Origin of the sequence: Thermogemmatispora tikiterensis (assembly GCF_003268475.1) — a bacterium.
Lineage (GTDB): Bacteria > Chloroflexota > Ktedonobacteria > Ktedonobacterales > Ktedonobacteraceae > Thermogemmatispora > Thermogemmatispora tikiterensis.
In genome coordinates this window covers 5,046,875-5,072,980 of the sequence record NZ_MCIF01000002.1, presented here as the reverse complement: position 1 = coordinate 5,072,980, position 26,106 = coordinate 5,046,875, and the positions used below count along the sequence as shown (strand labels likewise).

Below are 26,106 nucleotides of genomic sequence, written 5' to 3'. Positions count from 1 at the left end.
CTGGTCAGCTACGTAGGTAAGACTGAGGACCAGGACCAGGCCAGCGCCTTTCCTCCTTCTGTGATCACACATGCAGCTGTAAAGCTCGACTGATACAACTGCCTCACCTCCTGGCCCGCCGGCCATCAGGAGGACTGAGAGGACCCCAGGCAAGGCTTGACAAACAACGCAAGCCACTGCGGTGGCCAGCATCCAGCCAGCCGCCAGGTCACGCGCTGCGGTGACGGCAGTTTTCTCTATCTTAGCAAGCGCGAGACGGGGCGTCAAACGCCGCAGAGGTAACCCCCCCTGCCTGCGCTGCCAGGTAACCCATCCAGACCAGAGGGGATAGCAGCGTTGCCAACCAGCTGCTAGCGTCTTTTATGCGAGGAGGAGGTTGTGCTCAGGCGTTCCAGGGCCTGTTGGAGTTCGTGGGCAGGAGTCAGAACCGGGAAGATCTGCAGGCCCGTTTCACGCTCCAGGCGCTCCAGGATGGCTCGATGATTGCGACTATCGGCCAGGGCCACGGTCAGCGTCTTACGGGCGCGCCCGATAGGGCAACAGTGGAGTTCGTGCGCCAGATGAGGGCTGATTGCCTGTCGGACGCTGGCCGAAACGCGCCTGGGCAAAGGTGCGAGATAGGGAATCCCCAGCCGACGCGCCTCAGCTAATAGCTCCTCCCCAGGTGCCGAGGAGAGCGATAACTGAACACCTGGGACCAGGCGCTGATCTTGCTTTGGAGGTAGAGCCTGAGCCAACTCCTGGGTCGGCCCTGGACCGCGCTCCTGACCTGGCTTCCCTTCGCTATCGGCCTCACTGTCAGCGACAGGCTCAGCGAGGCCTAGAGGAGCGTTCAGCACCCGTCGTGGACGAGCCGCCTCACGAAGCACGCTCAGCAGGTTCTGGCTGTCGGCACGCTCAAGCATGCGCCCTCCCACAGCCAGGGCCGTGAGGTCCGCCAGTTCACGAGTCTGTAGCGAGCGGACCCGTGAGCAGAGCGCCCACCAGAGGCGCTCCTCGACCGCCATTCGGCCAGGCTCATCGCAGTCAGGCAAGACAACATAGCCTCGGTTGCCAAGGACAAAAACGCGGTCCGTTCTACGCACCAACGAGCGTAGGGCCGCTAGCAGACGACAGGTGGCTTGAGCGCGCCTCTCTACCAGGGCGGGCGAGCGCTGGCCCGCAAAGGTCAGGGTGATTACCACCACCCCCAGTCGCTCCCCCCTGGCGTTCAACAGCTGTTTCAGCTCAGCAGCGAGGATGCGCAGGCTATCGACCTGCACATAGGTTGCTCCGCTGCTCGCCGCTCCCTGCCAGACCGGTAAAACCACGCGGGTGCTCATCTCTCTCTGCTCCTCTGCCTGCCAGGCCGCCGGCAGCTGGCAAAGCAGGCCCCTCCTGGCTGTTACTGCCATACCGCTTTTGGGTCGCAAGCAAGAGCAGCCAGCCTGAATGGAACTCAGACCGGCCCTCGCCTGCGCCCCTCTCCCTCAATCGAGCGCTATGGATGCTCTGGCTATTACTGTACTCTGTATTCAGCAGAAACGAGACATCGATCCGGTTGCGTTCCTGTTAAGACTGCGCCCCTGTGGTTAAGATCAGTATTCTGCCTCCTTGCTGAGGCCGGTCAGCAGGAGAGAGGCAGCCAGCAGATCAGCATAGCAGGACTGCCCACTCCTCTGCCCTCACCCCACTTCAGCACTTCAGCCTTGCTGGTCCTGGGGAGAGCCTCTCTGCTCGCTCTTGCGATAGCTACCAATGAGGTGCACGCGGGCCCCACGCAGCGGCCCCCAGTCGAGCATCTTCTCAAGCAGACAGGCAAAGGCAAAGAGCGGGCGGTTAAAGCTAATATAGCTTGGGTCCCCGTTCAGGAGCAATCGCTCTCGCTCCAGGCCAACAGCCCGCGCCAGACGCTCGATCCGGCCCGGCGAGTTGCATCGATAGTAGACGCGATAGGTATCCTGGGGCTGTCGCCCATAGAGCTTCTGTGTGAGTGGGGCATGGAAGCGATGGGGAACGCTCCGAATAATCCAGACGTTGTAGTTCCAGACGTTAGGCGTCAGGAAAAGGAAGTGGCCTCCAGGTTTGAGGACACGCGCGATCTCGCGAAAGGCCGACTCAGGCTGCTCCAGGTGCTCCAGCACCCAGGCGCACGTCACCAGATCGAAGGTGTCATTAGCAAACGGTAGAGCTTCCGCCCGGCCTACCACTTTGTGGCGAATGATAGTGTTCGCAGCCAGAGCTGGGGCATCGGGATCAAGGCCGTAGGTATGCGGTGTGCGCTCATAGACGGCGCGCAGGACATCACTGTGACCACAGCCAATATCGAGGACCCAGGTCTCAGGTCCCACAACGCGCTCAACCAGCTCAACATAGAGGCTGAGACTATCTCGCCAGCCTGGTTTGCACAAGCGATACTTGGCTCGATAGCGTTCCTGCCGATTGGGGAAACCTCCTGTCTTGAGCGCCTCCTCTTGCGGAACGAGTACCACGCCAGGTCGCCACCCTTCTTGCGGTTTTATTTTTTATGGATGCTCTTTGACGCTTTCGCTCATCACTGAGCGCTACCTGGGGATAGATCGTCCTTGCTTTCTGGCCTGGCCGCAGGATGCAGGCCAGCGCTCTGCCCGGACAGATACTTCCCATGAAAGGGTAATGACCTTTAACGGGAAATGATCGCACTGCTTCAGGCTGTATTCCTCCCCTTGTGCTCCCTCGTCTGCAGAGCATAGAGCAGGGCATCGACGCCAAAGGCCTCGCTAATCGTGCTGAGTGGCTCCCAGAGACCATCGAGTATCAGCTGCATCTGCTCCCCATGCTGAGTCACGTCTATCAGAAAAAGGGCCAGCTCTCGCGCGGCGCTCTCGCTCCCCTTCTGTTGCGTCAGACCTGGCAGCAGCTCGCCAAAAACGGCCCCCGCCTCTTCGAGCAGCAAGGCGAAGGCCCGATCGAGGCGGGCCGAACTCTCCAGCGCGACCTCGGCAGGCAGCGAGCCAGGACGACCAAACTGGAGAGCAAAAGGCGGGAGATGCTGATAGTCCTGTTGCCAGCTGGTGAGCTGTTGCCTGAGCCATAGCGGACAGCAGCCCGCAGGAGGGGTTGAGGCGATGAGAGGCAAAGGGGGCAGAGGAGAAGCCATCGCGGCGGGATCAGAGGCGGAGCGGCGATCGAGCAGGTCCAGCAGACTGCCACTGGCGCTTGTGAGCAACTTACAGAAGAGATCGCACTGCAGCAGATTGTCGCTAACTTCGCGCAGGGCCAGCCAGATAGCGTGACGCGTTGGTAGATAGTCCGGGGGAACCAGTCCATCCATGAGTGGGCGCGTGGTTGCTCCGAGGGCCGGCAAGCGCCGCTGATACAGGGTGGCGAGCTGGTGGAAAAGATGGCGCAGACCAAAAAGCAGCGGCTCCTGGACCCCGGTCCTCTGCAAGCCTTGCTCCAGGCGAGCGCTCAAGACTGCGAGAAGAGCAGACAGCCCCGTCTCCCGTTCTTCGTCCTCCAGCTTCTCGTCCCACTGGTAGCGCTCAGCAGCCGGCCAGGGTGTAGCCGCAAGTAGCTCTTTTTCCCTCTTGAGTCTGGCCTGGTGACCTCCCATCGTTCCCAGGTCCTCCCTTGGCAGTAACATGGCGCACGATCCCATATATATTGTATGATTCGCCGCTACAGCCAGGGTTCGCTTTGCTCTGGCAGAGGCGGCTCAACAGGCAGAGACAGCCTCTCAGCTGCTAGCTTTCCTATGGAGGCCCCCGCCTTCGCTCCGCCTGCCGCCGCCAAACCTGGGGGAGCGAGCGGAGGAAGAGCGGCCGCGCTGCCGGCGGCCCCCGCTAACTGGCGTGGTGGCTCGGCAAACTGGCGCAAACCTGTTATGGCCAGCAGGCGCTCAATCTGCGGTACCCCTTCACAAGAGGCAGGGATAATGAGCGGTTCGCCGGCAGGGCAGCGCTCTAGAGCGGCACAGAGATCTTCCAGCGCTCTTCGCAAGAGCTGGTTGTGCTCATTCCACAGCTCCAGGCGCATCTCGCGGTCGGCCAGCTGGTTCAGGCTGAGCGCCAGGGGCCGAAGCTCCTCGTCTGTGGCCGTCGGGTCAAGACGCGCCGCCAGATCGCCGGCAGCCAGACGCGCCAGCACATCCTTGAGACGGGTCAGCTGTGCTTCGAGAGCATTGCTGCGCCGGCTGGCGTTGTAGAGCTGAACCTCCAGGTGCTCTAGCTCCTCCTGATAGCTCCTAAAGAGGAGGCGACGCAGCCAGCGATTCTCACCCACAGTCAGCAGGAGACGCAGACAGGCCACCAGCAGGGCCAGACTGAGGATAAGCAGCTCCGCAACGAACGGCGGCGGCCCGCTTTGCCAGGCTCTCCAGCTCAGGACAGCACAGCAGGCAATGAGCAGCAATGAGGGCAGACAGAGAGGCAGAAACCAGAACAGGCGGCGGCTGGAACTCCAGACCACACGCGCGCTGAGCTGACGAAGAAGCGTCTCTTCACCGGGGAGAGGCTCTTCCTCGGCTGCGCCAGTAGGGCCAAACATGACAACTCGTCTGAGATAGGCCGCCAGACCACAGAGCAGCAGGCCCACGTCCATCATCGTCGCCAGCTCTTTTTGTGGCGCCGCCGCTGGTCCAAGCCAGGGCCAGGCCGAGACGCGACGGAGCAGGAGATCGGCCAAAGCGTAGAGCAGGAGACCAGCGACCAGGCAGAGCAGACTGACACGGCGCGGAGAACGGCCATAGGTCGAGTCGCTGGCTGTTGCCAGGCGCAGCAACAGCCAGACAGCGGCCCCGACCAGGAGGAGATCGGCCAGAGGGATGATCAACGTCTCCCAGGGAGGAGGTTCGAAGGCGAGGGGCCAGCTGAGCGCCGCCAGGACTCCCAGATTCCGGGCCAGGCCTACCATGGCCAGCAGGGCGAGCAGGACGTCGAGAGCCAGGAGCAGACGCCCCCGTCCGGCACTGGCAGCGGGCCAGAGAAAGAAAGAGAAGAAGAGCAGCAGGGGGAAGAGCAGCAGGCTCAGCTGCGGCATGAGCTGCTGCACTGATATCGGTAGCGCACTGGCCAGGTGGCCCAGGCCGGCAGAGGGGATCATGATCGTACCCATTAGCTGCCAGCCGATGCCCACAGCCCGGAGGAGTAGCCCGCCCGCCACGCACAACCAGGCCGCTCGTTCGTGCCCACTCCAGGGCTGGTACCTCCTCTCCGAAGCGGTCCGCTCAGGGAAAAGAGCTGCACCCAGGCTGAGCAGACCCGCCAGCAGGGTCACTGACAGCGCCACGGCGGAGGTCGATACAGCAAAGGGCAAGAGAGGCGGCGGCAGCCACAGCATCGCTACCACGATCAGGCTCAGGCCGACTAGCGCTACAGTGCCAATGCGCCCTGGAGGACTCATAGCTCACCACCAGTTTCAAATAGCGGGAAGATCGCACGCATTCTATCTGGTTGCTCTATATATTCTGCTTGATTGTAACATGACAAAAGCGCTGCTTTCGTGATGAATAGTCCTTTTGCCTTAGTCAGGAGGGGAGATCCAGCGAAGAGATGAAGGATCAGAAGAGGACCATTCTCTCGGCCAGAAAGAGAGAACACGAGGCCCGGCACCAGTGACCAGGGCCAGGGGAGAGGCGGAGGCGCTCTTCCTTCGCCTGGAAAGGGAGAAGAGAGAAGATTAGCGGTGTGCTGTGCAGCGAGCACAGCGCCCAAAGAGGGTAATGGAGTGACCTTCGATGGCAAAACCGGTCTGCTGCCCAATAGCCTTGAATTGTTCAGCGGGCAGACAGATATCAACCTCGACCACGCGATGGCACTGCGTACAGGTCAAATGATGGTGGTGACGTTCGCCACAGATCCGGTAATGGTGCCTGCCATCGGCGAATTCTATGCGATCAAGCAGGCCAGCATTGACCAGAATCTCCACTGAACGATAGACCGTGGCCCTCCCCAGACGCGGCTCTTTCTGGCGAAGCGACTGCCAGAGATCGTCGACTGTGAAGTCGGCGCCCGCGGTTGCAAGCTCGATCAAGCGCTCTTCTACGAGACGAAGAGGCGCCGTCCGCCGTTGACGGGCCTCGTTAAACGCAGCGCGGATCTTCTCGGCTAACAAAAAGCTTCCTCCTCAGCGTCTACTAGCATGTAGTGTACCACTTCCGTTGGCTTTTATCCAGTCTCCAGAGGCTTAGCTGTCAGGCTGTAATCAGGCTCGTGAGAAGGATACCCTCCTCTCGGGAGAGGGGAAAACAGATCTTCCACGATGCCGTGTCGTGGATCGTGTCAGCAAGCAGACGATGCTTCCGGGCGTGCTTGCGAAGGGCCTTGCAAGCTGCTACAATGTGAGCTATTGCAGCAGCTGCCTATTCACCAGGCTTTCCAACAGCCTGGCACGGGCATGCCGAAGGAGACGGCACGGATCTAGGACTGACCAATCAGGCAGAGGAAACAGGAAGGGGATGCCAGATCTATGCTAGAGGAGCGGGCGCTTGCTGCCCTCACCACCCTTCTCTCGCCGGATCAAGTCTTCACCGACGCCACCGCGCTGATTGCCTATGAAGGAGATGGCGGCCTTGATCGCGGGCGACCCGAGGCCGTTGTCTTCCCCCGCAACACTGAGGAGGTCGTGCGCCTGGTACGCTGGGCCAACGAGTATGGCGTACCGCTGGTAGCGCGTGGAGCAGGCACGGGTCTCTCTGGAGGAGCCGTCGCCGATCGCGGGGGAGTGCAGGTAGCCTTTTCGCAGATGCAAGCCATTCTTGAAGTCGACCCGCTCGGGCGCCGTGCCCTGGCGCAGCCAGCGGTGATTAATCTGGCTCTCGATGAGCAGGTCAAAACCAGCGATCTCTATTTTCCGCCCGATCCCTCCAGTCAACGCGTCTCAACCCTGGGCGGCAATGTGGCCGAAAACTCTGGTGGGCCGCACTGCTTTAAGTACGGCGTCATGACCAACTACCTGACGAGCCTGGAGGTCGTGCTTGCCGATGGGCGTCGGCAGCTCCTCGGTGGCCCGGCATGTGACTATCCGCTCAGCGATCTCTGCGGCCTGCTGTGCGGGAGCGAAGGCACGCTGGCCTTGATCACGGCCATTGGGGTGCGCCTGGTGCGCCGTCCGCCCGCTGTCCAGACGCTGCTGGCAACCTTCGATTCGGTGGAGCAGGCCGGCCAGGCGGTCTCGGCCATCATCGCCGCTGGCCTGATCCCGGCGACGATGGAGATGATGGATCGGCAGATCATCCAGATGATTGAGCCGTTTGCTCACGCCGGTCTGCCTCTGGAAGCGGGTGCCGCTCTGATCGTCGAGGTCGATGGCTATCCGGCCAGCCTGAGCGGGCAGATGGAGGAGATCAGTCGCATTCTCCTGGCCTATGGTGGGCGCGATCTGCGCTTAGCGCGCGATGAGGAGGAGCGGGCGCGCATCTGGCTGGCGCGCAAGAGCGCCGCCGGCGCGGTTACTCGCCTGGCTCCGGCCTACTATACCGTCGACATCACGGTGCCACGCAGTCGCTTGGCAGAGATGCTGGAGCGTGTGAATGTGATCTGCCAGCGCTATGACCTGCGTACCGGCCACGTCTTCCATGCTGGCGACGGCAACCTGCACCCAATGCTCTTGATCCCCGATCCCGAGGATGCCTCGCTGCTGGAGCGCGTGCGCGAGGCTGGACGCGAGATTGTACGCGCCTGTGTGGCCTTCAACGGTAGCCTGACCGGCGAGCACGGCGTTGGGATTGAGAAACGCGAGTTTATGCCCCTGATGCACTCGCCCGCCGAGCTGAGCGCCATGTGGGATGTGAAGCAGGTCTTCGATCCCCAAAATCTGCTGAATCCTGGCAAGATCTTCCCACAGCACGAGGCCAATAGCCGGGTAGAGCAGCCCCCACGGGTGAGGATGCCAGCGGCAGAGGACCCCTTGCCGCTCCAACCAGGTGAGCTACTGGCCCCCGAGAGCGATGAAGAGGCAGCGCAGCTGCTGGCCCAGTGCACGGCCCGAAACCGGCCTGTCCTGCTCATGGGAGGAAGCAAGCAGGCTCAGGCTCCTTTCCCTTTGCCCGATGGCGACGGCCTCTTGCTCAGTACGGCGCGCCTGCGTGGCATTCGCGAAGATGCTCCAGAGGACCTGTTTATCACGGTCGGCGCCGGGACGCCGCTGGCAGAGGTTCAGGACTGGCTGGGACGGCGTCGACAGCAGCTGGCTTTGATCTCGCCCTGGCCAGAGGCTACCCTGGGAGGGCTGGTAGCAGCCAATATCAATGGGCCACGACGTCTGCGCTATGGCGCCCTGCGCGAGCAGGTACTCTGTCTGACCGTGGCCCTGGCCGATGGGCGCCTGATCCGCACCGGGCGTCCGCTGACTAAGAATGTGGCCGGCTACGACCTGACTAAGGTGTTCATCGGCTCCTATGGAACGCTGGGCCTGCTGACAAGGGTCACCTTAAAGTGTTGGCCCCAGCCTCGCCTGCGCCGTAGCTTGCTGGTACCGGTCGAGGACTTGCGCCACGGCCTGCTCTGGGCCCGGCAGCTGTTCCCACTGACCCTGGTGGCCTCGGCCCTCCTGCTCTGCCGCGGCAGTCAGCTTGCTGGCCGCTACAGCCAGCAGTTGCGCGCCGCTCCCTATGTGCTTGTCTATACCGCGGAAGGTCTGGCCGCCGATGTGGAGAGCGAACTGGCAGCCGTTGCCTCCACGCTGCAGCGCGTCCAGGCCCCGGAGCCAGTGGCCTGCGAGGAGCTGAGCGGCGATGACCTCTGGTGCGAACTGTTACGCGGCGAGGGTGAGAACGGTCATAGAGCACGAGAGAGGTACACTGCTCGCCAGGCCATACCCGTGGTGGTGCGCCTCGGCCTGGCCGCCCGTGACTTGCCACGCTGGCTGATCGATCAGCAGCAGCTCCTGGCAGGCTGCGATCTCGTGGTCGACGTGGGGGCCGGCCTGCTCTATGTCGTGATTCCGCCGGAGACGGCTCAGACTGCAACCTTGCTGGAGAACCTGCGCGCAGCAGTGCCAGCGGACGAGGGCTATGTGGTGGTCATGGATCAGCCCCGCCCCTCCGCCGCTTTCGAGGTCTTCGGCTCTCCGCCGCCGTCCCTGGAATTGATGCTTGGCCTCAAGCAGCGCTGGGACCCACAGGCGATCTTGAACCGCGGCGTTCTACTCCCACCCCGCCGCTAAGCCGGCAGAACGCCCAGGCGCGATCTGATGTGTTCAGAACGCAGGTGGTGGAAGGTAGCCAGAGGAGAAGAGGGAAGGAATGGCACCAGCGCCTCTTTCCTTCTTCCCCCCCGACTGGCTGTAGATGAAGACAAATGCAGACAGTCCTTTACTTTTCTGGTCCGACCTGGCAGACAAATATGTAACAGCGTCGGCAGCGAGTTTGAAGATATCAATGTACTGTCAGAGGAAGTAGATTTGGGATGGAGGAATAGACTGTTGATCTGAGAAGCAGCACTCGCAAGCCTGAAGAGAATCGGGAGGAAATCAACCCTTATGGTGAAACCGCCACTATCCGTAGCAGAATTAGCCGAAGCTGAGGCCACCCCAGCCCGCCGGCCTGTGGCACCCTGGTGGAAACAGGCCATGCTCTATGTCCTGGCCGGGCTGCGCATCTGCCGGCGCGACATTGCCGGGATCATTACCCTGGTGGGACTCTTCTCGCTGCCGTCGCTGGCGGCGGTAGTGGTCGGCAGCTATCCAGGCACCCTGGCCTACTGGATCGGCACCGCCCTGCCCTGGATCACGATTACTCTGGGTAATATCTCGATGGTGCTGGCGATCGAGGCCCTGGACGCCGGTCAGCCGATTGTTCCCGCCCAGATTCTCCCCGCTGCCATCCGCTGGTTTCCACGCTACATTGTGACGAATGGCATCACGACCTTCCTGTTCTGGGGGATCTTTACCCCGCTGCAGTGGCTGCTCGGGCAGGAGACGATCCGTCTGAACTGGCCTCCCTACGCACCCCTTCTGCTATTGATTATCCCAATGCTCATCTGGCATGTTCACCTGGTTTTCGCCACCTATGCCGCCATTGTTGATAATCATCCCGGGCTGCGCTCGGTGATCATCAGCATTTCAATGACGCGGCGACGCTGGCTGATGGTGGTCGCCGCTTTCGTCGGCTCAGTGCTGGTCGAGGCGCCAGTCGTGGGGCCGCTTTACCTGCTGATTATGCATGTGACCAATCCAGTCGTGGCTACTGGCTTTACCTGGATGCTCGTTATGTTTATGCGCCCACTATTCATTGCCACGCTTCATGAAATCTATGAGGATTTCCGTCCCTTACCGCCTCCGCACCTGCAGCTTCCGTTGCCGCTGATGCGCTTCTTCTCACGCCAGAATATCCTGAAGTTCAGGCCCAGGAGCCGCAGCTCTGGCAAGGAGGCCAGACAGCCACTGGTACCAGCGGGCGAGCGCGTCCACGGGCATCTGATTCAGCTGACAACGCTGGTCAGTCGCTACGGACGTCGGCTATAATACACAGCGTGGCGCCTGCCCCGCCGGCGTTCTTCCCCGGTTCCTGGCCAGAGCCGCCAAAGAGCAGCCTGGAGCCAACGGGCACCGTGCTGGCTGGCAGGGCAGCGACACGACCAGTCTCTCTGCTGCGTTGCCCGGGAGACAGTCCTGCAGCGTGGCGTTACTACTGAGCCAGAGCCGTCCTGAGCTTTGGACCGATTGCCCTGATTTGTCTCTCTGGACTTTTTGTGTGCGCCGGAAGGAGCATGGCCAAGAAGGAAGAGCAAGAAGCCCTGCTGACAACGAGGGATGGAATCACCCTCTCTGTTCACAGCTGGAAGACGGAGCAGCCCAACTGTCTTCTTCTTTGCATTCAGGGTCTGGGCGGCCACGGTGGCTACTACGATGTTCTGGCCCAGGCCCCCGAGCTAGCCACCGTCCAGATTGTCGCGCCAGATCTGCGCGGTCATGGTCGATCACAGGGCCGGCGGGGAGACATCGCCAGCTTCCGTCTCTATTTAGAGGACGTTGATAGTACCATAGCCTGGGCCCGCCGTTGCTGGCCTTCCTTGCCGCTGATCCTGCTTGGTGAGAGCATGGGGGCTTCGATCGCCATCCATTACCTCAGCAGCCACCTGCCCCATGTCCAGGAAGTCAGCGGGCTGATCCTCATCTCGCCTGTGCTGAGCGCCTCTATTACGCCGCGGCCTGGCGAGGTCCTGCGCTACCTCCGGCTCCTGCTGACGGCGCCGACCCAGCCTGCTATGCCGATCACAGGCCGGGAAGAGCTAGGCTGTCGTGACGCCTCCTTCAACGAGCGGCTGCGCAACGACCCGCTCTTTGTGCGCCTGGTCAGCGTGCGCTTTCTCAACCTGCTCAGTTTGTGGCTGTCCAGCGCCCGGCGCCGGGCGCCCGCCATTCGCCTGCCTTTGCTGCTTCTGCGTGGCAGCTGTGACTACATCGCCCGCGAGCGGGGCACGCGCGCTTTTCTGCGGCGGATTGGGAGCCGCGACGTGGAAGCAATCACCTTGACCGGGGGCTACCATTCGCTGCTACACGATCCGGCCACTCCGGCCCTCTTGGAGGCAATGCACAGCTGGCTTCAGCGCCATCTGTCCCTGGGCCTGAGCACAGGGGCCACAGAAGCCGGGCAACCCTCCCCTTCTGGTTACTTCGACAGGCAACCAGCCAGCTATAACTGAGCGGTCCGGCCTCTGGGCCTCTGATTCGTCGAGCAGCCCGTCCGGCGCCCTGGTCAGCGCTCCCTCGCAAGACTGGCTTCTACCAGAGCAGAGCACCCCTCATTCGCCGGGTACCAGGAGAGGAGGTCAGGGTACCGGCAGCTGCTCCTGAGCCTCGGACTGTTGCCTGCGCCCGCCAGAGGAGCGATCGTGGTTGCTGCGGGTTAAGGCGCGCGCCGCTGTTAGCAGGGCAGCCAGTATGCAGGAGCCAGCTAGCAGGTAAGTGACAGGAACAATGCCCAGCCAGTCGGTCAAGGCCCCCATAAAGAGCATGACCGGAATAGCCCCGCCGTTAAAGAGAACCTGAAAGAGGGCCAGTACACGCCCGCGCATTTCGTCCGGCGAGCGCCGCTGCATCAGCGTCTGCGCCGGCACCACCACCAGATCGAGGCCAAAGCCAACGGCAGCCGTCAGCAGAGCCAGGGCCAGCAGAAAGAGGGGATGAGTAGCCCAGTGGGGGGCGAGGAGGAGGCGCGCCAGCCACTGCAAAGGGGGGATGAGCGCGATGCCCAGACCGGTTCCGAGCATCCCCACCAGCATCGTGCGCAGCGTGCCAAGACGGGCCACGACCGCTGGCACTAGCAAAGAGCCGGCCACAAGACCAATTCCCGCCGGTGCAAAGATGACCGTTGTGTTACTGGCCGGCAATCCCAGCAGTCGCTGCACAAACGTTGTTGCCAGCTCAGCAATGGTAAGCATTACCAGCCCACCAAAGCAGGACTGAAAGAGGGCATCTAATAAGACGCCATCGTTGCGCACCAGACGCCAACCGTCTTCCAAATCCTGACGCAGTCGCTGCCAGCCCGAAAGCAAGGCTCCGGCTTCCTCAGAGAGCAGCCCATAGGGGCGCGTGCGCTCATCTTCTGTGGTTGCCGCCGCAGACGGAGACAACGACGAGCCTGCACTCTTGTTCTGGGGTCCAGTGCGAGTTTGACGTGGCAAGGTGGCCGTCAGTACGGTCGCCAGCAGGTAGAGAGCAGAGATGAGCAGGAAGAGCGTCTCAACAGGTCTTAGCTCGATCCTGACGCCTAAGAGTGAGAGTGAGAACGGCGGCAGCAAATTGAGCATCAGGGGACCGAGGATGAGGAGACCGATCGCCTGGCTAGTATTGAGCGTCAGATTATAGAGGGAGAGCGCGGGTAGAAGCTCCTCTTCTTCTACCAGGCTCGGGATAATCGCCCCTTCAGCAGGTGAGAAGAAGAGACCGACCAGGGAGAAGAAAAAAGCCAGGATATAGATAAAAATATATTGATGAGGACTGAGCAAGAGAGCGAGCACGAAGAGAAGCGTGGCAAAGGCCCGCACGACATTGCTCACCCAGAGCACGGTGCGACGATCGAGGCGATCAACGAGGGCGCCAGCAGGAGCGCCGAAGAGCACCAGCGGGAGGCTGAGAGCAATGATCACCAGTCCAACCATGACCGCCGAATGGGTTTCATTGGTGATGAGGACGATCATCGCATAGCTTGCTGTAAATTGCACACTCAGATAGATCACCTGGGCCAGCCACAAGCGTAGCAGAGCGGGATGGCGCAGCACGCGGAGGACGGCCAGACCCTCTAGTAGTTTCTTCATGCAAACCCCCTCGGACCCGATGTCGTCAGGATTCCCTCCCCGGCCCGCCGCCACCAGCCCCAGCAGGCAACGCCGGCTTGCCAGCTGCTCGCCCGGCTAACCAGCATGGGGAATCCTCCGACCGGATCGCGCGACAACGCCAGGCCACCCACTCCTGCGAGCGGGTGAGGAAGGCTCGATCTGACTTCACTACCAAAACGGACGAAGCCCAGAGCTGGTCGCACTCCGTCCGCTGCCATCATGATTAGCCTGCCAGGACGGGCAGCGTCCTGCCCTGACAACGGTAGAACTGCCAATAGTCTAGCGCAGACTCTCAAGGAAAGCAATGAGAGTAGAAAGGGCATAGAGACTTAAAAAGCACGGCAGGAAGATGGGGCCAGAGGCGCAGGCCCCTGACCCCCTGAGAGTAGCGGAGAGAAGCTGCTGAAGCAGCTTCTGCCTGGGCCAGGAGTGCAACGATGGGGGCTAACCGCAGTTCGTCAGCACCGTACCATGCAGACCAACAGCCCAGATCTGCTTCGTATTGGGCACAGCGGCGGCTCCGAGCAGCATATGCTGACGGCCATCGGCGGCATTGGGAGCCTGGATCAGGTTCCAATGAGCGCCATCCCAATGTTCGAGCAGGGAGCTAAAGTGGCTGCCGCTGAAGGCTCCACCCACAGCCCAGACGTTGCCCGGAGAGACTGCGGCGACGCCGGTCAGGTAGCTGGCAAACGCATCGGGGGCATCGGAGCTGGGCACCACGCTCCACTGCGAGCCATTCCAGTGCTCAACCAGGGTCTTGGCCCGCAGGCCATTCAGCAGGGACCCCTGGAAGGCCGAGCCTACCACCCAGACGTTATCGGGCGCCAGGGCGCTCACTCCGGTGAGCATGACCATCTGAGTCGAGGGACCCTGGCCGCTGACAGTCTTCCAGCTGTTGCCATCCCAATGGACGATGACGCCGGAGCCCATCGAACTCATGTTCAGATTGACCCCGTAGCCCTGGAAGTTGTAGTTCACCTTGAGGCTGGTTCCAACCGCCCAGATGTCATGTGCGCTGCTGGCCGCGACCGCGAGCAGGGAATCACCCTGACCGGCCAGATTGGCCTGCAGGGCCACGCTCCAGCTCTTGCCATCCCAGTGCTCGATCAGGGCCTGGCTGTTCGAGGTGCCAACCGCCCAGACATCGTTGCGCGCCAGCGCCACGACGCCGTTGAGCTGGCCGCTGCCGACGGCGTCGGACATAATGCTCCAGCTCTTACCATCCCAGTGCTCGACCAGGGTATGATTCGGCGTATTGGTGGTGCTGCCCACGGCCCAAATATCGTCGGGGGCGCTACCTGAGATGCTCTTGAGCAACGCTGGCTCGCTCGGGGCCGGACTGGGAACGATGCTCCAGGCTTTGCCGTTCCAGTGCTCGATGAGGGGCACCGATCCCTGGCTGCCGACGATCCAGGCGTTGTCGGGGGCGAAGGCGGTGACTCCCACTAAGGCCCCCTCGGCGGCTTCCGGGACGCGACGCCAGGCTCCACAGGTGAGTGCGGGCGCCTTCGAGGCCGCCGCCACCGTCGACGTCAGGTGGGCTGTGCCTGCGCTCGCTCGTGAGATCAGGAGCGTGACCAGGGCCATCAGCGCGCAGGAGAGTAGAACCGCTCCAGAACGTTTGAGCATTCCACCCAACATAGTCTACACCATCCCTTTCCACGTCTTCCCTGACAAAACAGCAAACCAGCAGCCTCCTGCTGCTGTATCCACCCTTTTGGCTGCTCACCTGCTCTCTCCACAGGTCGCCATTTCTGGCATGCCGCCTGCCACCAGCATGGGACCGCCGGACGGAACGGACGCCCCACAACGTCGGCCATTGTGGATTGGATTGCCCAGGCCCGAGCCGGCACTGCACCTGCTCGTGGCCATCGCTTCCGTCCACCCATCAGGCCATGCCGGGTCCGGGAGACAGGCAGGCCTTTATGGAGGCAGATGCGCAGTCTTGAGCGTTGATTTGGTTCAACAGAAGAAGATACGGTCAGTAGAGCAAGTTAGTCTTCTTGTCTCTATCAGGCCGTCTTCTTCATGATACAGTGTAGCAAAGGATAAGAAGAGGTCTTTCTCTAGAAAAACTACCATAGCAAAAAAGTTATAGCCTTTGGTGTATATAGCTATCTTCGTATGCTGATTATTAGATGTTGCCTGGCTATCCTGCGTGCGGCCCTGGCTCACGGACGCCGGCTAACCTCCGGTCTCCAGGCGGCGGCAGCATGTGATAGAGTAATACCACAAACGATAAGCAGATCTCTGCCATCAGCATAGATCGCTCCTGGAGCAACATCATGCCACGTATTGCAATCGTTGGGGCCGGCATCGCTGGCCTGGTGGCCGCCCTTACCTTACAGGAGGCAGGCCTGGCCTGTGCTCTCTATGAGGCCTCCGATCGTATTGGTGGGCGTATCCGTTCCGACGCGCGCACCTGGCAGTCTGGGGCGGTCAGCGAGGGCTGCGGCGAATTCATCGATGCCGATCATGAGCTGATGCACCAGCTGATCCGGCGCTTCGGCCTCGCGACGATCAGTCTCGATCGAGGCCGGGCTCCCAGGCTGCTCTACTTCTCCAACCGCTACTATCGCGAGGATGAGCTGACAGAGCCGCTGCGGGCTGTTGCCGCTCTGCTGCACGAGCAGCTGCAGGAGATCGGGCCCGTGACCACCTGCAGGCAGTATACGGCTGCGGGCTACCGCTTTGACCATCTGAGCGCTTACGACTGGATCGAGCGCTTTGTGGCAGATGGTCATCGCTCTCCGGTGGGCCGGTTGCTCGACCTCATGTGTAGCGGCTATTATGGTCTGGATACCAGCGAGCAGAGCGCTCTCAACTTGATTTATATGTTTGCCCCTCGCGACCTGGCTCGGGGCTCTACCACTGGTGGGCCGCAGCTAGAGAGCTGTAAGATTCGGGGAGGCAATGAGCAGCTGGTGCAGGCCATCGCGCGTAGCCTCCCCGAGGGAAGCATCTATCTGCAGCACCGCCTGGTCGCTATCGAGCGGCGGAACGAGCGGGAGGTCGTCTTGACTTTTGTCACGCCCTCGGGGCCTGTGGAGGTGCGTTGCGAGCATGCCCTGTTAACGCTGCCTTTCAGTACGCTCAGGCAGGTCGATTATCGTCGCGCTGCTTTCAGTCCTCTAAAGCAGCAGGCCATTGCGGAGCTTGGCTACGGCACGGTCTCTAAGCTCTTTCTGGAATTCGACCAGCCGTACTGGTACCAGGAAGGTCCCTGGCCCCATCCTCACAATGGCTTCATCGTGACTGATCTGGAGCTGCAAACCCTCTGGGATGTCTCCTATGGCCAGGGAGTCTCAGGCGGTCTGCTGCTCTCTTACAGGAGTGGCAGCAGAGGGGCTGCTCTGACCTCTCCAGCTCCTTATGCGACCTCGCTTGACTCGGAGGCCGTGAGGCAAGCCGCTGCCTCTTGCCTTCAGCAATTGGAGTGCCTGCTGCCCGGTATCAGCGCCCACTACACGGGCAGAGCCGCTTTGAGCTATTCAACAGGTGACCCCTATCTACTCGGAAGCTACTCTTGCTGGCGCGTTGGACAATATACGCTCTTCAGCGGGTATGAGAGAGTGCGCGAGGGGCCGATCCACTTTGCTGGAGAACATTGCTCGGTCGAGTTTCAGGGCTTCATGGAAGGCGCAGCCCGCGAGGGAGTACGCGCTGCTCAGGAGATCCTCGAAGACTACTGAGCAGACAGCCTCCGCCCGGTCTACCCGCCAGGCGACGGTCAGAAGACTGGCCTTCTGCGCAACGTGAGCTGATCGCTCTTTGCCCGCGGAAGGCCGCTTTTTGTTCCTTTCTCGGGAGCCGCTCGCATACTGCTCACTGTCCCGCCCGCTAATCATTTCCAGATTGCTCCCCTCGATCAAGAAATATTCGTGTGCGAGCTTCCTCTTCACCTACAGTAGCAGCAGAAAGCCTGATAGGGTTTCATTGCTGTTTCAGAGGGCAATCTTCAGAGAAAGGAGCAGTAGATATGGCTACCATCACCGATGTTTTTCCCTGCGTTAAGTGAAAAACATCACAGCGTATTTCCCAAAGGCTTGATAACATGAACGCAGCAAGTAGATATCGGTCTCAGGCTGAGGTGCCACACAACCGCTTAAGCATCTGTGGGGCAGTCAGCGCAGGAATGAGTTGTGGTGAAGGCGCGTACACTGAGCAGGTCAGGAACTGGAATGGTGAGTTTCTGCTTGCTTGATGTAGTAATTAATTACAGGTGCTATGCCTGATAATCTTGGATGGATCTTGCCGCTGGCGCTGTTCTGGCTGATTTGTAGTATAGACACTTTCACGTTGCTATTCTTTGCAAGACAGTTTGTCATCCACCAGGAGGTATTCTGTATGTATGTGATCGTTTATGGCTATCGCACCAGACAGTGGCTGATGGGGCGCATGCCTGCCGTGTGCCAGCGCTGCCAGCGTACGAGCCAGCAGCAAATAGTCCGCTTACAGCGCAAGCTGACGCTCTTCTGGATTCCTCTCTTTCCTATCATGACCAGAACCTTCCTGGTCTGTACGCTCTGCGGCCATCAGATGCGTGTCGATAACAAGCAGGCCGATGCCTGGGTCAAGTCGCCTGCTGTGCCCCCCTCTCCTCAGCCAGGGCAATCTGCTTTGCCGGGCGCGCCCGAAGCTGGAGGCCCGGCGATGACGCCCCAGCCTGGCAATCCCTGGCAGCCTGGCGGTCCTCCACCTGCCATGTGAGCAACGGTCACTCTCGATATGGCGCCTGAAAGCTGGTTGGCAAGAGGACGAGACAATTCCGGGATAGCACTTTTGTCCTCAGAAGGAGGCTGGGACCCTGGCCCAATCCTCACGAGCAGGCTGCTTGCCGGTAGGCCAGAGTAAGATAGACAGCGTCAGACAGGCAGGAGGGAAGGGCCACAGAGCAAAGCAGGTGGTCAGGCCAGCTAGCCAGGTGAGGTAGCGGATCACAGACCAGGACGCTCGGTGACTTCGCTCCTTTCCTGCCCTGCGCACGGATGAGTCCGGGAGAGCTGAGGGGGTGTGATGGATCAGATGCTTGCACCATCACACCCCCTCTCTATGCGTCGCATGCGTCTGATGAGAGGCTGACCCAAGGACAAGGAGGCTGCCCGGGAGAGAAGCCCTGTGATGAGTCAGGCAACGACGCGACGCGTGGTGCGCGGCGGGCGAGCGGGCGGCGGAGGAGGCAAGGATACCAGGCCAGGCTGCCCCTCCCCGATGAGCGCCGCTGACTGCTACCCCGGCCCGCTCTTGCCCCTGACCGTCGTGCTCAGGAGAAGACATCCGCTACGTAGCGCGTTCTGGTGCGCTCTATTTCGCGCGCCCAGGCTTCAGCCTCTTCGGGTGAGCAATGCATTGCATCCTGATAGATGCGCACAAACGTTGCTCGCACCGCCGGAGCCATCTGCTGCCCGTCACCACAGACGTATATCCGCGCATTGCGCTTGAACAGATCGACGATCTCCTCTCTGTCATGCCAGAGACGATCTTGCACGTAGCGGATCTGGCCGTTTGGACACCGGGAAAAGGCCGGTCGTAGTTGCACGATGCCAGCTTGCTCCCACTGCTCCAGCTCCTCACGATAGAGATAGTCGACCTCGGGATGATCGCAGCCGAAGAAGAGGAGGGCCGGCGCCAGCGTCTGCCCATGAGAGGCGAGAATAGCACGTTCCTGCAGGAAGCCGCGAAAGGGGGCAATGCCCGTTCCGGCGCAAACCATGATGAGCGGAGTATCGAGTGTGCTCGGCAAGTGAAAGGCTTCCTGTGAGGGCCGGACTGCGACCGAGACACTTGCGCCGGGCTGCGCAGCAGCCAGGTACGTTGAGGCTACCCCCAGATAGGTGCCCTGGCCTGAGAAGGCCGGCGCCTGCAGCACGGAGAAGGTAATCGTGCAGTGATCTGCTCGCCAGAGCGGCGAGGATGAGATCGAGTAGAGCCGCACGTGCATGGGAGGTAACATCTCTAAGAAGGCTCCGAGGGAGAGTGCGCAGGAGGGCGTCTGCTCAAGCAGATCAAGGACGCTGAGCCGCCGATGAAGGACCTCCTGCTCATAGCGATCCGTCTGCGCCAGGGCCTCAAGCCGCGCTCTCTCCTCGGGCTGGCCTGTTTCTGCTGCCAGCGCAGCTACCTGCTTACGTGTAGCTGGTTGTGCTAACTCAACATAGTTGGCCAGCAGCTCTCGTACGCTGATGGGGTAACCTGTCGGCAGCGAGGTCTGACTATCGGCGCTGGCCTTATGCAGGACAATCTGCGTGTCGGGAGCCAGGCCAAAGCGGCGCAGCGCGCGTTCGACGTTGATCTCGGGATTTGTAGGTAAGACAGCCAGGTAGTCTCCGGCTCGATAGCTCATTCCTTCTGGCAAAGCGATCTCCACCTCGCGCTTCGAGCGTCCGAGTGGAGAGGCGAGATTGACCAGCTCGCGATTGGCGACGACGGTACCGCGCTGCATATCTCCCTGGCGTAGCAGCGCTGGGCGCGCCGAGGGTACAATCTCTACCTCATAGGTTCGACGACTGGCCACCGGCTGCAGGTGCTTGCCAAAGACGGGGGCCAGGCTCGACCAGAAGGTATCGTACCAGCGATCGAAGTCGCCGAAGAAATCGCCACGAGCATCCGCCTCACCCCGCTCTTTGAGTCGTGTGGCCCCTGCCGCGGCCAGGGCGGTATCGATGCGCTTGGGAATGGCCTGATAGGTGCGCAGCCAGTCGCGGTTACCACAGCCAAAGACGGCGTAGCGCACCCCCTGGAGATCGCCGGCTTTGAGGGTTTCCAGCCAGGCCACAAACTGTCTGGCCTGATCAGGGGGCTGCCCCTCGTAGGAGGAGGTGACGATGACAACGGCGCCCTCGGTCGGCAGCCGCCCGACATACTCATCGAGGGGGGCGACGCTGGCACTGTAGCCCTGGACGCCGGCATCAGTGGCAATGCGTCGAGCGAAGGCTTCCGATGAACCGCCATTCGAGCCGAAGAGCACCAGCAGGGGTGTCAGTGCCTCCGCTGGCTGTCTGACAGGGATAGTGGCAGTCTGCGTCTGTGGTTGCGGATGGGTGGACCTGGCCCGCTCCCAGGTGACCACTGGGGAGCAAGGTCGGCCTGCTCTGCGTCTGGCGCGGATGAAAAAGCCTTCGGGCTTGAGTGTCAGCGTCTCGCGAATACGCAGCTGATAGCTGGGATCGTGCTCGATCAGGTCAAAGCGCTGCAGAATCATGGCGAGAACCAGGGTCGCTTCCTGTAAGGCAAAGGGGCGGCCAATACAGGAGCGCTGGCCATTGCCGAAGGGTTTCCAGGCATTGGCGGGCACCTGTGCATAGCGCGCTGGCTCGAAACGATCGGGATCGAAGCACTCCACATCTTCGCCCCAGGCCCGGGGATCGCGGTGCAACATAGGAATGAGAACCAGGATGGTCTCGCCTTTGGTAAGCGGATAGGTGCCGGCGAGCAGGGTGTCCTCGTAGGGCTGCAAGGCGATAGCAGGGGCTGTCGGCCAGAGGCGCAGCGTCTCTTTCAAGATGTGATCGATATAGGTGAGCTGGGCCAGGTGCTCGAAGCGCGGGATTGCGTCGCCCAGCACCTCATCAACGTGGGCGCGGGCACGGGCCAGTACATGAGGGTTCTTAAGCAGCTCATAGAGGGCGAAAGAGAGCAGGCCGCTGGTAGTCTCGTGTCCCGCGATGAGGAAGGTAACCAGCTGGTAGCGGATATTTTCGTCATCGAGACCTTCGCCGGTGATCGGGTCGCGTCCTTGGAGCATGCGACTGAGTAGGTCATGCCGATTGGCCGCCTCGGGATCAAGCCGGCGATGGGCGATGATCTCGTCGGCGAACTGGTGCATGGAGCGGATGTCTTGCTCATAGCGGCGTCTGGTGAGGAGCATCAGCTGGTTCTGGATGGGAAGACGCCGCGCCTGGGCCCCGGATTCGATCAGTGCCTCTACCATCGCATGCACAAAGGGGTGCATATCCTGCCGGTAGAAGCTGTTCAGCCGCTCGCCGAAGGCGCAGAGGGCGATGGTATCCAGGGTCAGGCGTGTCATGTTATCAGATACATCGATGACCGCCTGGGGTCCGAAGCGCTCCCAACGCAGTAGCATCTGTTCGGCGATGTCAAGCATCGGCTCGAACATCTCGCGCATCGCTGCCGGCCCAAAGGCGGGCATGAGGATGCGGTGAGCTTTCGCCCAGTTCGGCTCTTGCGTGTAGGCGGTGAAGAGGCCGTCGCCGGCAAAGGCGCGAATGTGTTCCAGGGGCGCGTGAACCTTCTTATCAAACCGCTGTTCATCACACAGCTCGTCAACGAGGGCCTGCGAGCTGACGACTAGCATCTCTCTGCCTGGCAGCTGGAGGCGAAAAATGGGGCCATAGAGACGTGCCAGTCGCATCAGACTCTGGACAGGTCTGTCAGGGTCGAGATCTTTGAGATTTTTGAGCAGCGGATCTGGCTTAGGCTGCGGAATCGTGGCGAATGGAGATGATAATGACACAGCTCCTCCTCTTGAGGTGCCTTTCTCCTCTCGTCCGACCTGGTCTGCTCTCCACTGGGTGGCGCAGCGATTGTCAGCTCCTGCCCCAGTGTCGTAACGAGAGGGAGACAAACAGCCTTTGATCTCTGGCGTCTCAAGGCTGCTCTCCTGTTTGGAGATTGAGCACATCCTTGACACTGCATATTTTATTAGACATATTGTCTAGTAAGAACTGTAGGGCTAGGGGTCCCGGTCTGTCAAGAGGCAGGGCAGGGAGATAGAGATCCTGGACACATTGTGTCTATTAGTAGACAGCGATTTCGATAAAGGAGAGGAGCGTATGGAGGATCGGCGTGTTCAGCGTACTCGTCAGTTACTGGAGCGCGCTTTGCTGGAGCTGATCGAGGAGCGCAACTATGAGAGTATTACTATCCAGCAGATCACCGATCGTGCTAATGTGGGGCGCGCTACTTTCTATTTGCACTATCGGGATAAGGAGCAGCTGCTCCTGGCGACTATTCAGCGTTTGCAGGAGGACCTGGCCCGGCAGTTGGAGCCGTTACGTCCTGCGGATTTTCTTCAGGAGAGGCCGGCGCTCAATGAGCAGATTTTCCGTCATGTCGAGCGTTATCGCCATCTCTATGAGGTGCTTCTCAGCGAGAGGGGGGCGGCATTGGCCAGGCACCGTCTTATGGCTTACCTCACGAGCCAGGTAGAGTATTTTCTTCTGAGGCCGCTGCTGGCTCTTGTTGGAGAGCCGGCAGTTCCCATCAGCTTGCTGGCCAGCTACGTCAGCGGGACTCTCTACACGGCGATCACCTGGTGGCTCGAACATCCGCGCGAGAAGACGCCGGAGGAGATGGGGCAACTGGTGCGCAAGCTCACGCTGCCAGCGATCTTTGCGGTTTTGGGTGTGGCCCCGGAGCAGCTTGTTTCACAGGGAAGGCGGGCAGAGCAGGGATCTGGGAGCTGAGCCAGGAGGAGCAGGTCGAGGATGGTAGGAGACAGCAAGACATGGTCTTGCTTTTTGTCGATGAGAGGTTCCCTCGTGGAGGGAGCGAGGTTGTTCCTTGGTAGGGCGCCTGTGCCGGGTGGGGCCAGTGGGTGACCGTCTGCACTGCACGTGGCGCAGCCGGGTAGCCTTATGGGGGAGTCTCTGCCTTCCGAGGAGCGGCGCCATATGGGAGGCTGCTGGTCGAGCCGGGTGGCCTCTCCCAATGATGGTGGGGAATAAAGCCAGAGCCGTGCTAAAACTCCATCCAGCCTTCTTCTCCGTCTTGCGCCTGCTGAACGGAATACTTGCATTCAACAAACCAGAGGTCTGCTGGTGAGAGGATACAGGTGTGAGGGAAGTTGGCAGGCTTGTCCTGCTTTCTGATTACTTGCAGGCCCAGACGATCTATCACTTTCCTTCTCTCGGCTTCAACCCCTTTTAATCCCTCTCAATCCCACAACGGGCTTGCGATGCTTTTTGACCTGCCGTCAGGGTGGTCCCCATCAGCTTTCTTCCGTCGTTTCAATCCCACAACGGGCTTGCGATGCTTTTTGACGCGAAAGAGTCCGACTCACCGCTGCTCAAGCTGCTCGTTTCAATCCCACAACGGGCTTGCGATGCTTTTTGACGCGGTCAGAGCCACCTGGCCAAGGGACAAAGCGAAAGTTTCAATCCCACAACGGGCTTGCGATGCTTTTTGACTGACCACATCGGGATTGTGCCGATGTCGAATGGGGACGTTTCAATCCCACAACGGGCTTGCGATGCTTTTTGACGACAGTTCCGCAGTTTGATGAGTCTCGGGGTGTTTCTGTTTCAATCCCACAACGGGCTTGCGATGCTTTTTGACTCCTGGATCTGACGGCAGGCCGGTTATATAGCCGTTAGTTTCAATCCCACAACGGGCTTGCGATGCTTTTTGACTCCCCGCGAATCAGACAATCGTCGAGATCGATCATGTTTCAATCCCACAACGGGCTTGCGATGCTTTTTGACGGCACCCCCTCTAAGATAGCATGAGAAGCGGCCTCCGTCAAGGGTTTTCGATGATCCCAAAAAAGCGGTCATTAGCAACCGCTCTTGTGCGGTAATGATGCCAGGCCATATGGCCCTCAGCCGCCTTCAAAAGCCATTCGAGGATCGCTGCGTGAGAGAGCGGGAGCCGAGATCCTCGAAGTGAACGGCATCAGCGTCAAAAAAGGCTTCTGCTGCTCGTAGTAGGAAGAGGTACTAACTGGAAGGCCTCAGTGCCTGTACGGCAAGCAGCTCCTGATCGCCACCGGCTCGTGTCCCGTGGTGCTCACGCCGCCTGTGCGAGAGCAAGCCCCCGTTTTGACCGGCGATCTGCTCGGCTCGGCAACGCCGATGATCCCTGGCAGACGTCCCCACGCAGCAGCCCCGCATTCGTTGCTAGTCCTGGGTAGCGAGGCGATTCCCCTGGAGTTGGATTAGCGCGGCGCCGCTCCTGCCTGGTGCAGAGCCGGAGCTGGCGCGGGCGCTCTCCGAGCTGCTGCAAGGGGAAGAGCTGCAGTTGCTGACCCGGGCCAGGCACAGGCAGCGACCCCAGCCCGGGCGCCAGAGGACCAAGGGAGACTTTCCTTTCGGATAGCGATCAACCGGCCCAAAATCAGCGCCCGAGTTTGACCCAGCAGTCTATCCAGGCGTACGCCTGATGGACGAGTTGCATATGCAAGGCGCCCCTGGAGGAAGCGATTGAGGCAGGCGAGCAAATGCCAGAGATGGCAGCCCTGTGGGAGATGGCCACGATACTGCTAGAGCCAGAGGGGCTGTACGACGATCTGGAGAATAAGATGATTGCAACAAGTAAAACCCCGTCCAGCCTTTCTGCCCATCTTGCACATGCTGGACGGGGCACTGAGTACATTGACAAGCCACTGGTACAAACGGAACCGACGGGATTCGAACCCGCGATCTCCTGCGTGACAGGCAGGCGTGTTAGGCCACTACACTACGGCTCCTCAACCATCGAGCTGAGTCTTGTCAGCCTCGCTCGTGGCAATGGCTATCATACCAGAAGAGAGTACACTCTGTCAAGCATTTCTTTTGCTCTTCCTGGCCTGCCGGTCTCACAAAGCACCACCCCAGCCGGCAGCGCCCAACAACGAGACGCAGAGAGGGATTTCACCACTCTGGTCAGCCGATGGCAGCTACATCAGTCAGGCAAGCACTGGCATCCCGCTCAGAGAGCACTTGTGTATTAGACATCGCAAACATTGATAATAACAGCAGAGCACAAGAAAAGGCTCCGCATCTTGCTTATCTCACCTCGTCTCGGCGTGTCACGCACCCGTCTGTGAAGCAAGGTGGTGCGAGCGGAACCGACGGGCGTCGGTCTCTCTCTTGACCACTGAGCGTGACGGCACAGAAGAGCTACCGACAGGCCTCGCCATTCCCCGTAAGGACCGAGAGCACGCACGCTCACTCATACCTTCCACGACCAGTCAGGGCCAGCCTCGGCCTCGGGGAGGCTCAATACGGGTAGCAGGCAGGGCTGTATTGCTCTCTCCCTCCCTCCTCCCACCTCAACCGCCCTCCAGCTCATTGAGCAGAGCCTCGAAGGCCCGTTCCTCCTCTTCTTCCATACGATAGCTTTCGCCCTCGCTCGGAAAGGCCCCAGAGCGCACATCGGCAAAGAAGGACTGGAGAGCGCTCACCGCTGCCTCGCCAAGTCGGGCATATTGCCGCACGAATTTAGCCTTGCGCCTATCGAGATGCCACCCGAGAAGATCGTGAAAAACCAGAACCTGCCCATCACAGTGCGGTCCTGCCCCAATGCCAATAGTAGGCACAGGCACCAGCCTGGTAATGGCTCTGGCCACAATGGTAGGCACCCCCTCTAGCACGATGGCAAAGACGCCCGCCGCAGCCAGAGCACGCGCATCCTCGACGAGCGCCCGCGCCGCTTCCAGACGCCGACCCTGCACACGGTACCCCCCCATGACGCGCACGGACTGGGGAGTGAGACCCAAATGCCCCATCACCGGAATCTCCGCCGCCAGCAGCGCCTCGATAACCGGCAAACGCTTGCGTCCCCCCTCTAGCTTGACCGCCTCAGCCTGCCCCTCCCGTATGAGTCGGCCCGCATTGCGTACGCTCTCTTCGAGCGAAATATGATAGCTCAACCAGGGCATGTCACCAATGATCATAGCTCGTGGCCGGGCCCGCGCCACAGCAGCAGTGTGATGAATCATGATCTCTACCGTGGCGGAGAGAGTATCGGAAAAGCCAAGAACATTATCCGCCACCGAGTCGCCGACGAGGATCAGGTCCACGCCAGCCCGATCGGCTATGGTGGCCATAACAGTATCGTAAGCGGTGACCATCGTCAGGGGCGGCCCGCCTTTGCGAGCCTGCACGGTGGCAACGGTAATTTTCTCTCCCATATTCCTCGCTCGCTG

At 60.7% G+C, this 26,106-nt stretch carries 16 protein-coding genes, 1 tRNA gene and 1 CRISPR repeat array; of the genes, 7 read left to right on the top strand and 10 right to left on the bottom strand.

Annotated features, from left to right (window positions below; all coding sequences use genetic code 11):
* Nucleotides 1-350: 350 nt before the first annotated feature.
* The 5 genes from A4R35_RS20280 to A4R35_RS20260 all read right to left on the bottom strand — a co-directional run bounded on the left by A4R35_RS20280 (nt 351) and on the right by A4R35_RS20260 (nt 6,072).
* Nucleotides 351-1,322, bottom strand: a complete 972-nt coding sequence (locus A4R35_RS20280) for a GspE/PulE/PilB domain-containing protein (RefSeq protein WP_189362105.1) — start codon at nt 1,320-1,322, stop codon at nt 351-353.
* Between the two features lie 360 nt (nt 1,323-1,682).
* A complete protein-coding gene (locus tag A4R35_RS20275) occupies nt 1,683-2,471 on the bottom strand; it encodes a class I SAM-dependent methyltransferase (protein WP_189362103.1) in 789 nt (262 codons plus the stop codon).
* Between the two features lie 194 nt (nt 2,472-2,665).
* The gene (locus A4R35_RS20270; RefSeq protein WP_112432621.1) at nt 2,666-3,574 is read right to left on the bottom strand and encodes a hypothetical protein; all 909 of its coding nucleotides are present in this window, start codon (nt 3,572-3,574) and stop codon (nt 2,666-2,668) included.
* Between the two features lie 65 nt (nt 3,575-3,639).
* Nucleotides 3,640-5,361, bottom strand: a complete 1,722-nt coding sequence (locus A4R35_RS20265) for a HAMP domain-containing protein (RefSeq protein ID WP_112432619.1) — start codon at nt 5,359-5,361, stop codon at nt 3,640-3,642.
* Between the two features lie 276 nt (nt 5,362-5,637).
* Nucleotides 5,638-6,072, bottom strand: a complete 435-nt coding sequence (locus A4R35_RS20260) for a Fur family transcriptional regulator (RefSeq protein ID WP_112432617.1) — start codon at nt 6,070-6,072, stop codon at nt 5,638-5,640.
* A gap of 354 nt (nt 6,073-6,426) precedes the next feature.
* Between A4R35_RS20260 and A4R35_RS20255 the strand changes: the two genes are divergently transcribed.
* From A4R35_RS20255 to A4R35_RS20245, 3 genes are all read left to right on the top strand, one after another.
* Complete coding sequence (locus A4R35_RS20255) at nt 6,427-9,123, top strand: FAD-binding oxidoreductase (protein WP_112432615.1); 2,697 nt, start codon at nt 6,427-6,429, stop codon at nt 9,121-9,123.
* 315 nt (nt 9,124-9,438) lie between these two features.
* Entirely contained in the window at nt 9,439-10,422 is a 984-nt protein-coding gene (locus A4R35_RS20250; RefSeq protein WP_112432613.1) for a hypothetical protein, read from the top strand.
* Between the two features lie 245 nt (nt 10,423-10,667).
* Nucleotides 10,668-11,603: an alpha/beta fold hydrolase gene (locus A4R35_RS20245; RefSeq protein ID WP_112432611.1), complete on the top strand. Its 936-nt coding sequence runs from the start codon at nt 10,668-10,670 to the stop codon at nt 11,601-11,603.
* A 126-nt stretch (nt 11,604-11,729) separates the two neighbouring features.
* Here the strand turns inward: A4R35_RS20245 and A4R35_RS20240 are convergent, their stop codons facing one another.
* Together A4R35_RS20240 and A4R35_RS20235 are read right to left on the bottom strand one after the other, a co-directional pair.
* The gene (locus tag A4R35_RS20240) at nt 11,730-13,217 is read right to left on the bottom strand and encodes an MFS transporter (RefSeq protein ID WP_112432609.1); all 1,488 of its coding nucleotides are present in this window, start codon (nt 13,215-13,217) and stop codon (nt 11,730-11,732) included.
* 465 nt (nt 13,218-13,682) lie between these two features.
* On the bottom strand, nt 13,683-14,882 hold the full coding sequence (locus A4R35_RS20235; protein WP_146747281.1) for a beta propeller repeat protein: 1,200 nt from the start codon (nt 14,880-14,882) through the stop codon (nt 13,683-13,685).
* Nucleotides 14,883-15,526: 644 nt separating this feature from the next.
* Here A4R35_RS20235 and A4R35_RS20230 point away from each other — a divergent pair.
* Nucleotides 15,527-16,933, top strand: a complete 1,407-nt coding sequence (locus A4R35_RS20230; RefSeq protein ID WP_112432605.1) for a flavin monoamine oxidase family protein — start codon at nt 15,527-15,529, stop codon at nt 16,931-16,933.
* A gap of 655 nt (nt 16,934-17,588) precedes the next feature.
* On the top strand, nt 17,589-17,951 hold the full coding sequence (locus A4R35_RS20225; RefSeq protein WP_189362101.1) for a zinc-ribbon domain-containing protein: 363 nt from the start codon (nt 17,589-17,591) through the stop codon (nt 17,949-17,951).
* Nucleotides 17,952-18,504: 553 nt separating this feature from the next.
* Here A4R35_RS20225 and A4R35_RS20220 read toward each other — a convergent pair.
* Nucleotides 18,505-21,714 (bottom strand): bifunctional cytochrome P450/NADPH--P450 reductase, encoded by a 3,210-nt coding sequence (locus tag A4R35_RS20220; RefSeq protein ID WP_223258424.1) that lies wholly within the window; start codon nt 21,712-21,714, stop codon nt 18,505-18,507.
* A gap of 319 nt (nt 21,715-22,033) precedes the next feature.
* Here A4R35_RS20220 and A4R35_RS20215 point away from each other — a divergent pair, with 319 nt between their 5' ends.
* The gene (locus tag A4R35_RS20215) at nt 22,034-22,666 is read left to right on the top strand and encodes a TetR/AcrR family transcriptional regulator (protein ID WP_112432599.1); all 633 of its coding nucleotides are present in this window, start codon (nt 22,034-22,036) and stop codon (nt 22,664-22,666) included.
* Nucleotides 22,667-23,132: 466 nt separating this feature from the next.
* Nucleotides 23,133-23,683: a CRISPR direct-repeat array (repeat unit 37 nt; unit sequence GTTTCAATCCCACAACGGGCTTGCGATGCTTTTTGAC).
* Between the two features lie 315 nt (nt 23,684-23,998).
* Nucleotides 23,999-24,139 (top strand): hypothetical protein, encoded by a 141-nt coding sequence (locus A4R35_RS24415; RefSeq protein WP_189362100.1) that lies wholly within the window; start codon nt 23,999-24,001, stop codon nt 24,137-24,139.
* Nucleotides 24,140-24,592: 453 nt separating this feature from the next.
* Here the strand turns inward: A4R35_RS24415 and A4R35_RS20210 are convergent.
* A tRNA-Asp gene (locus A4R35_RS20210) sits at nt 24,593-24,666 on the bottom strand.
* A 564-nt stretch (nt 24,667-25,230) separates the two neighbouring features.
* Nucleotides 25,231-26,091 carry a 3-methyl-2-oxobutanoate hydroxymethyltransferase gene (gene panB / locus A4R35_RS20205; protein WP_112432597.1) on the bottom strand — a complete coding sequence of 287 codons (861 nt, stop codon included), beginning with the start codon at nt 26,089-26,091 and terminating at the stop codon, nt 25,231-25,233.
* Nucleotides 26,092-26,106 lie beyond the last annotated feature (15 nt).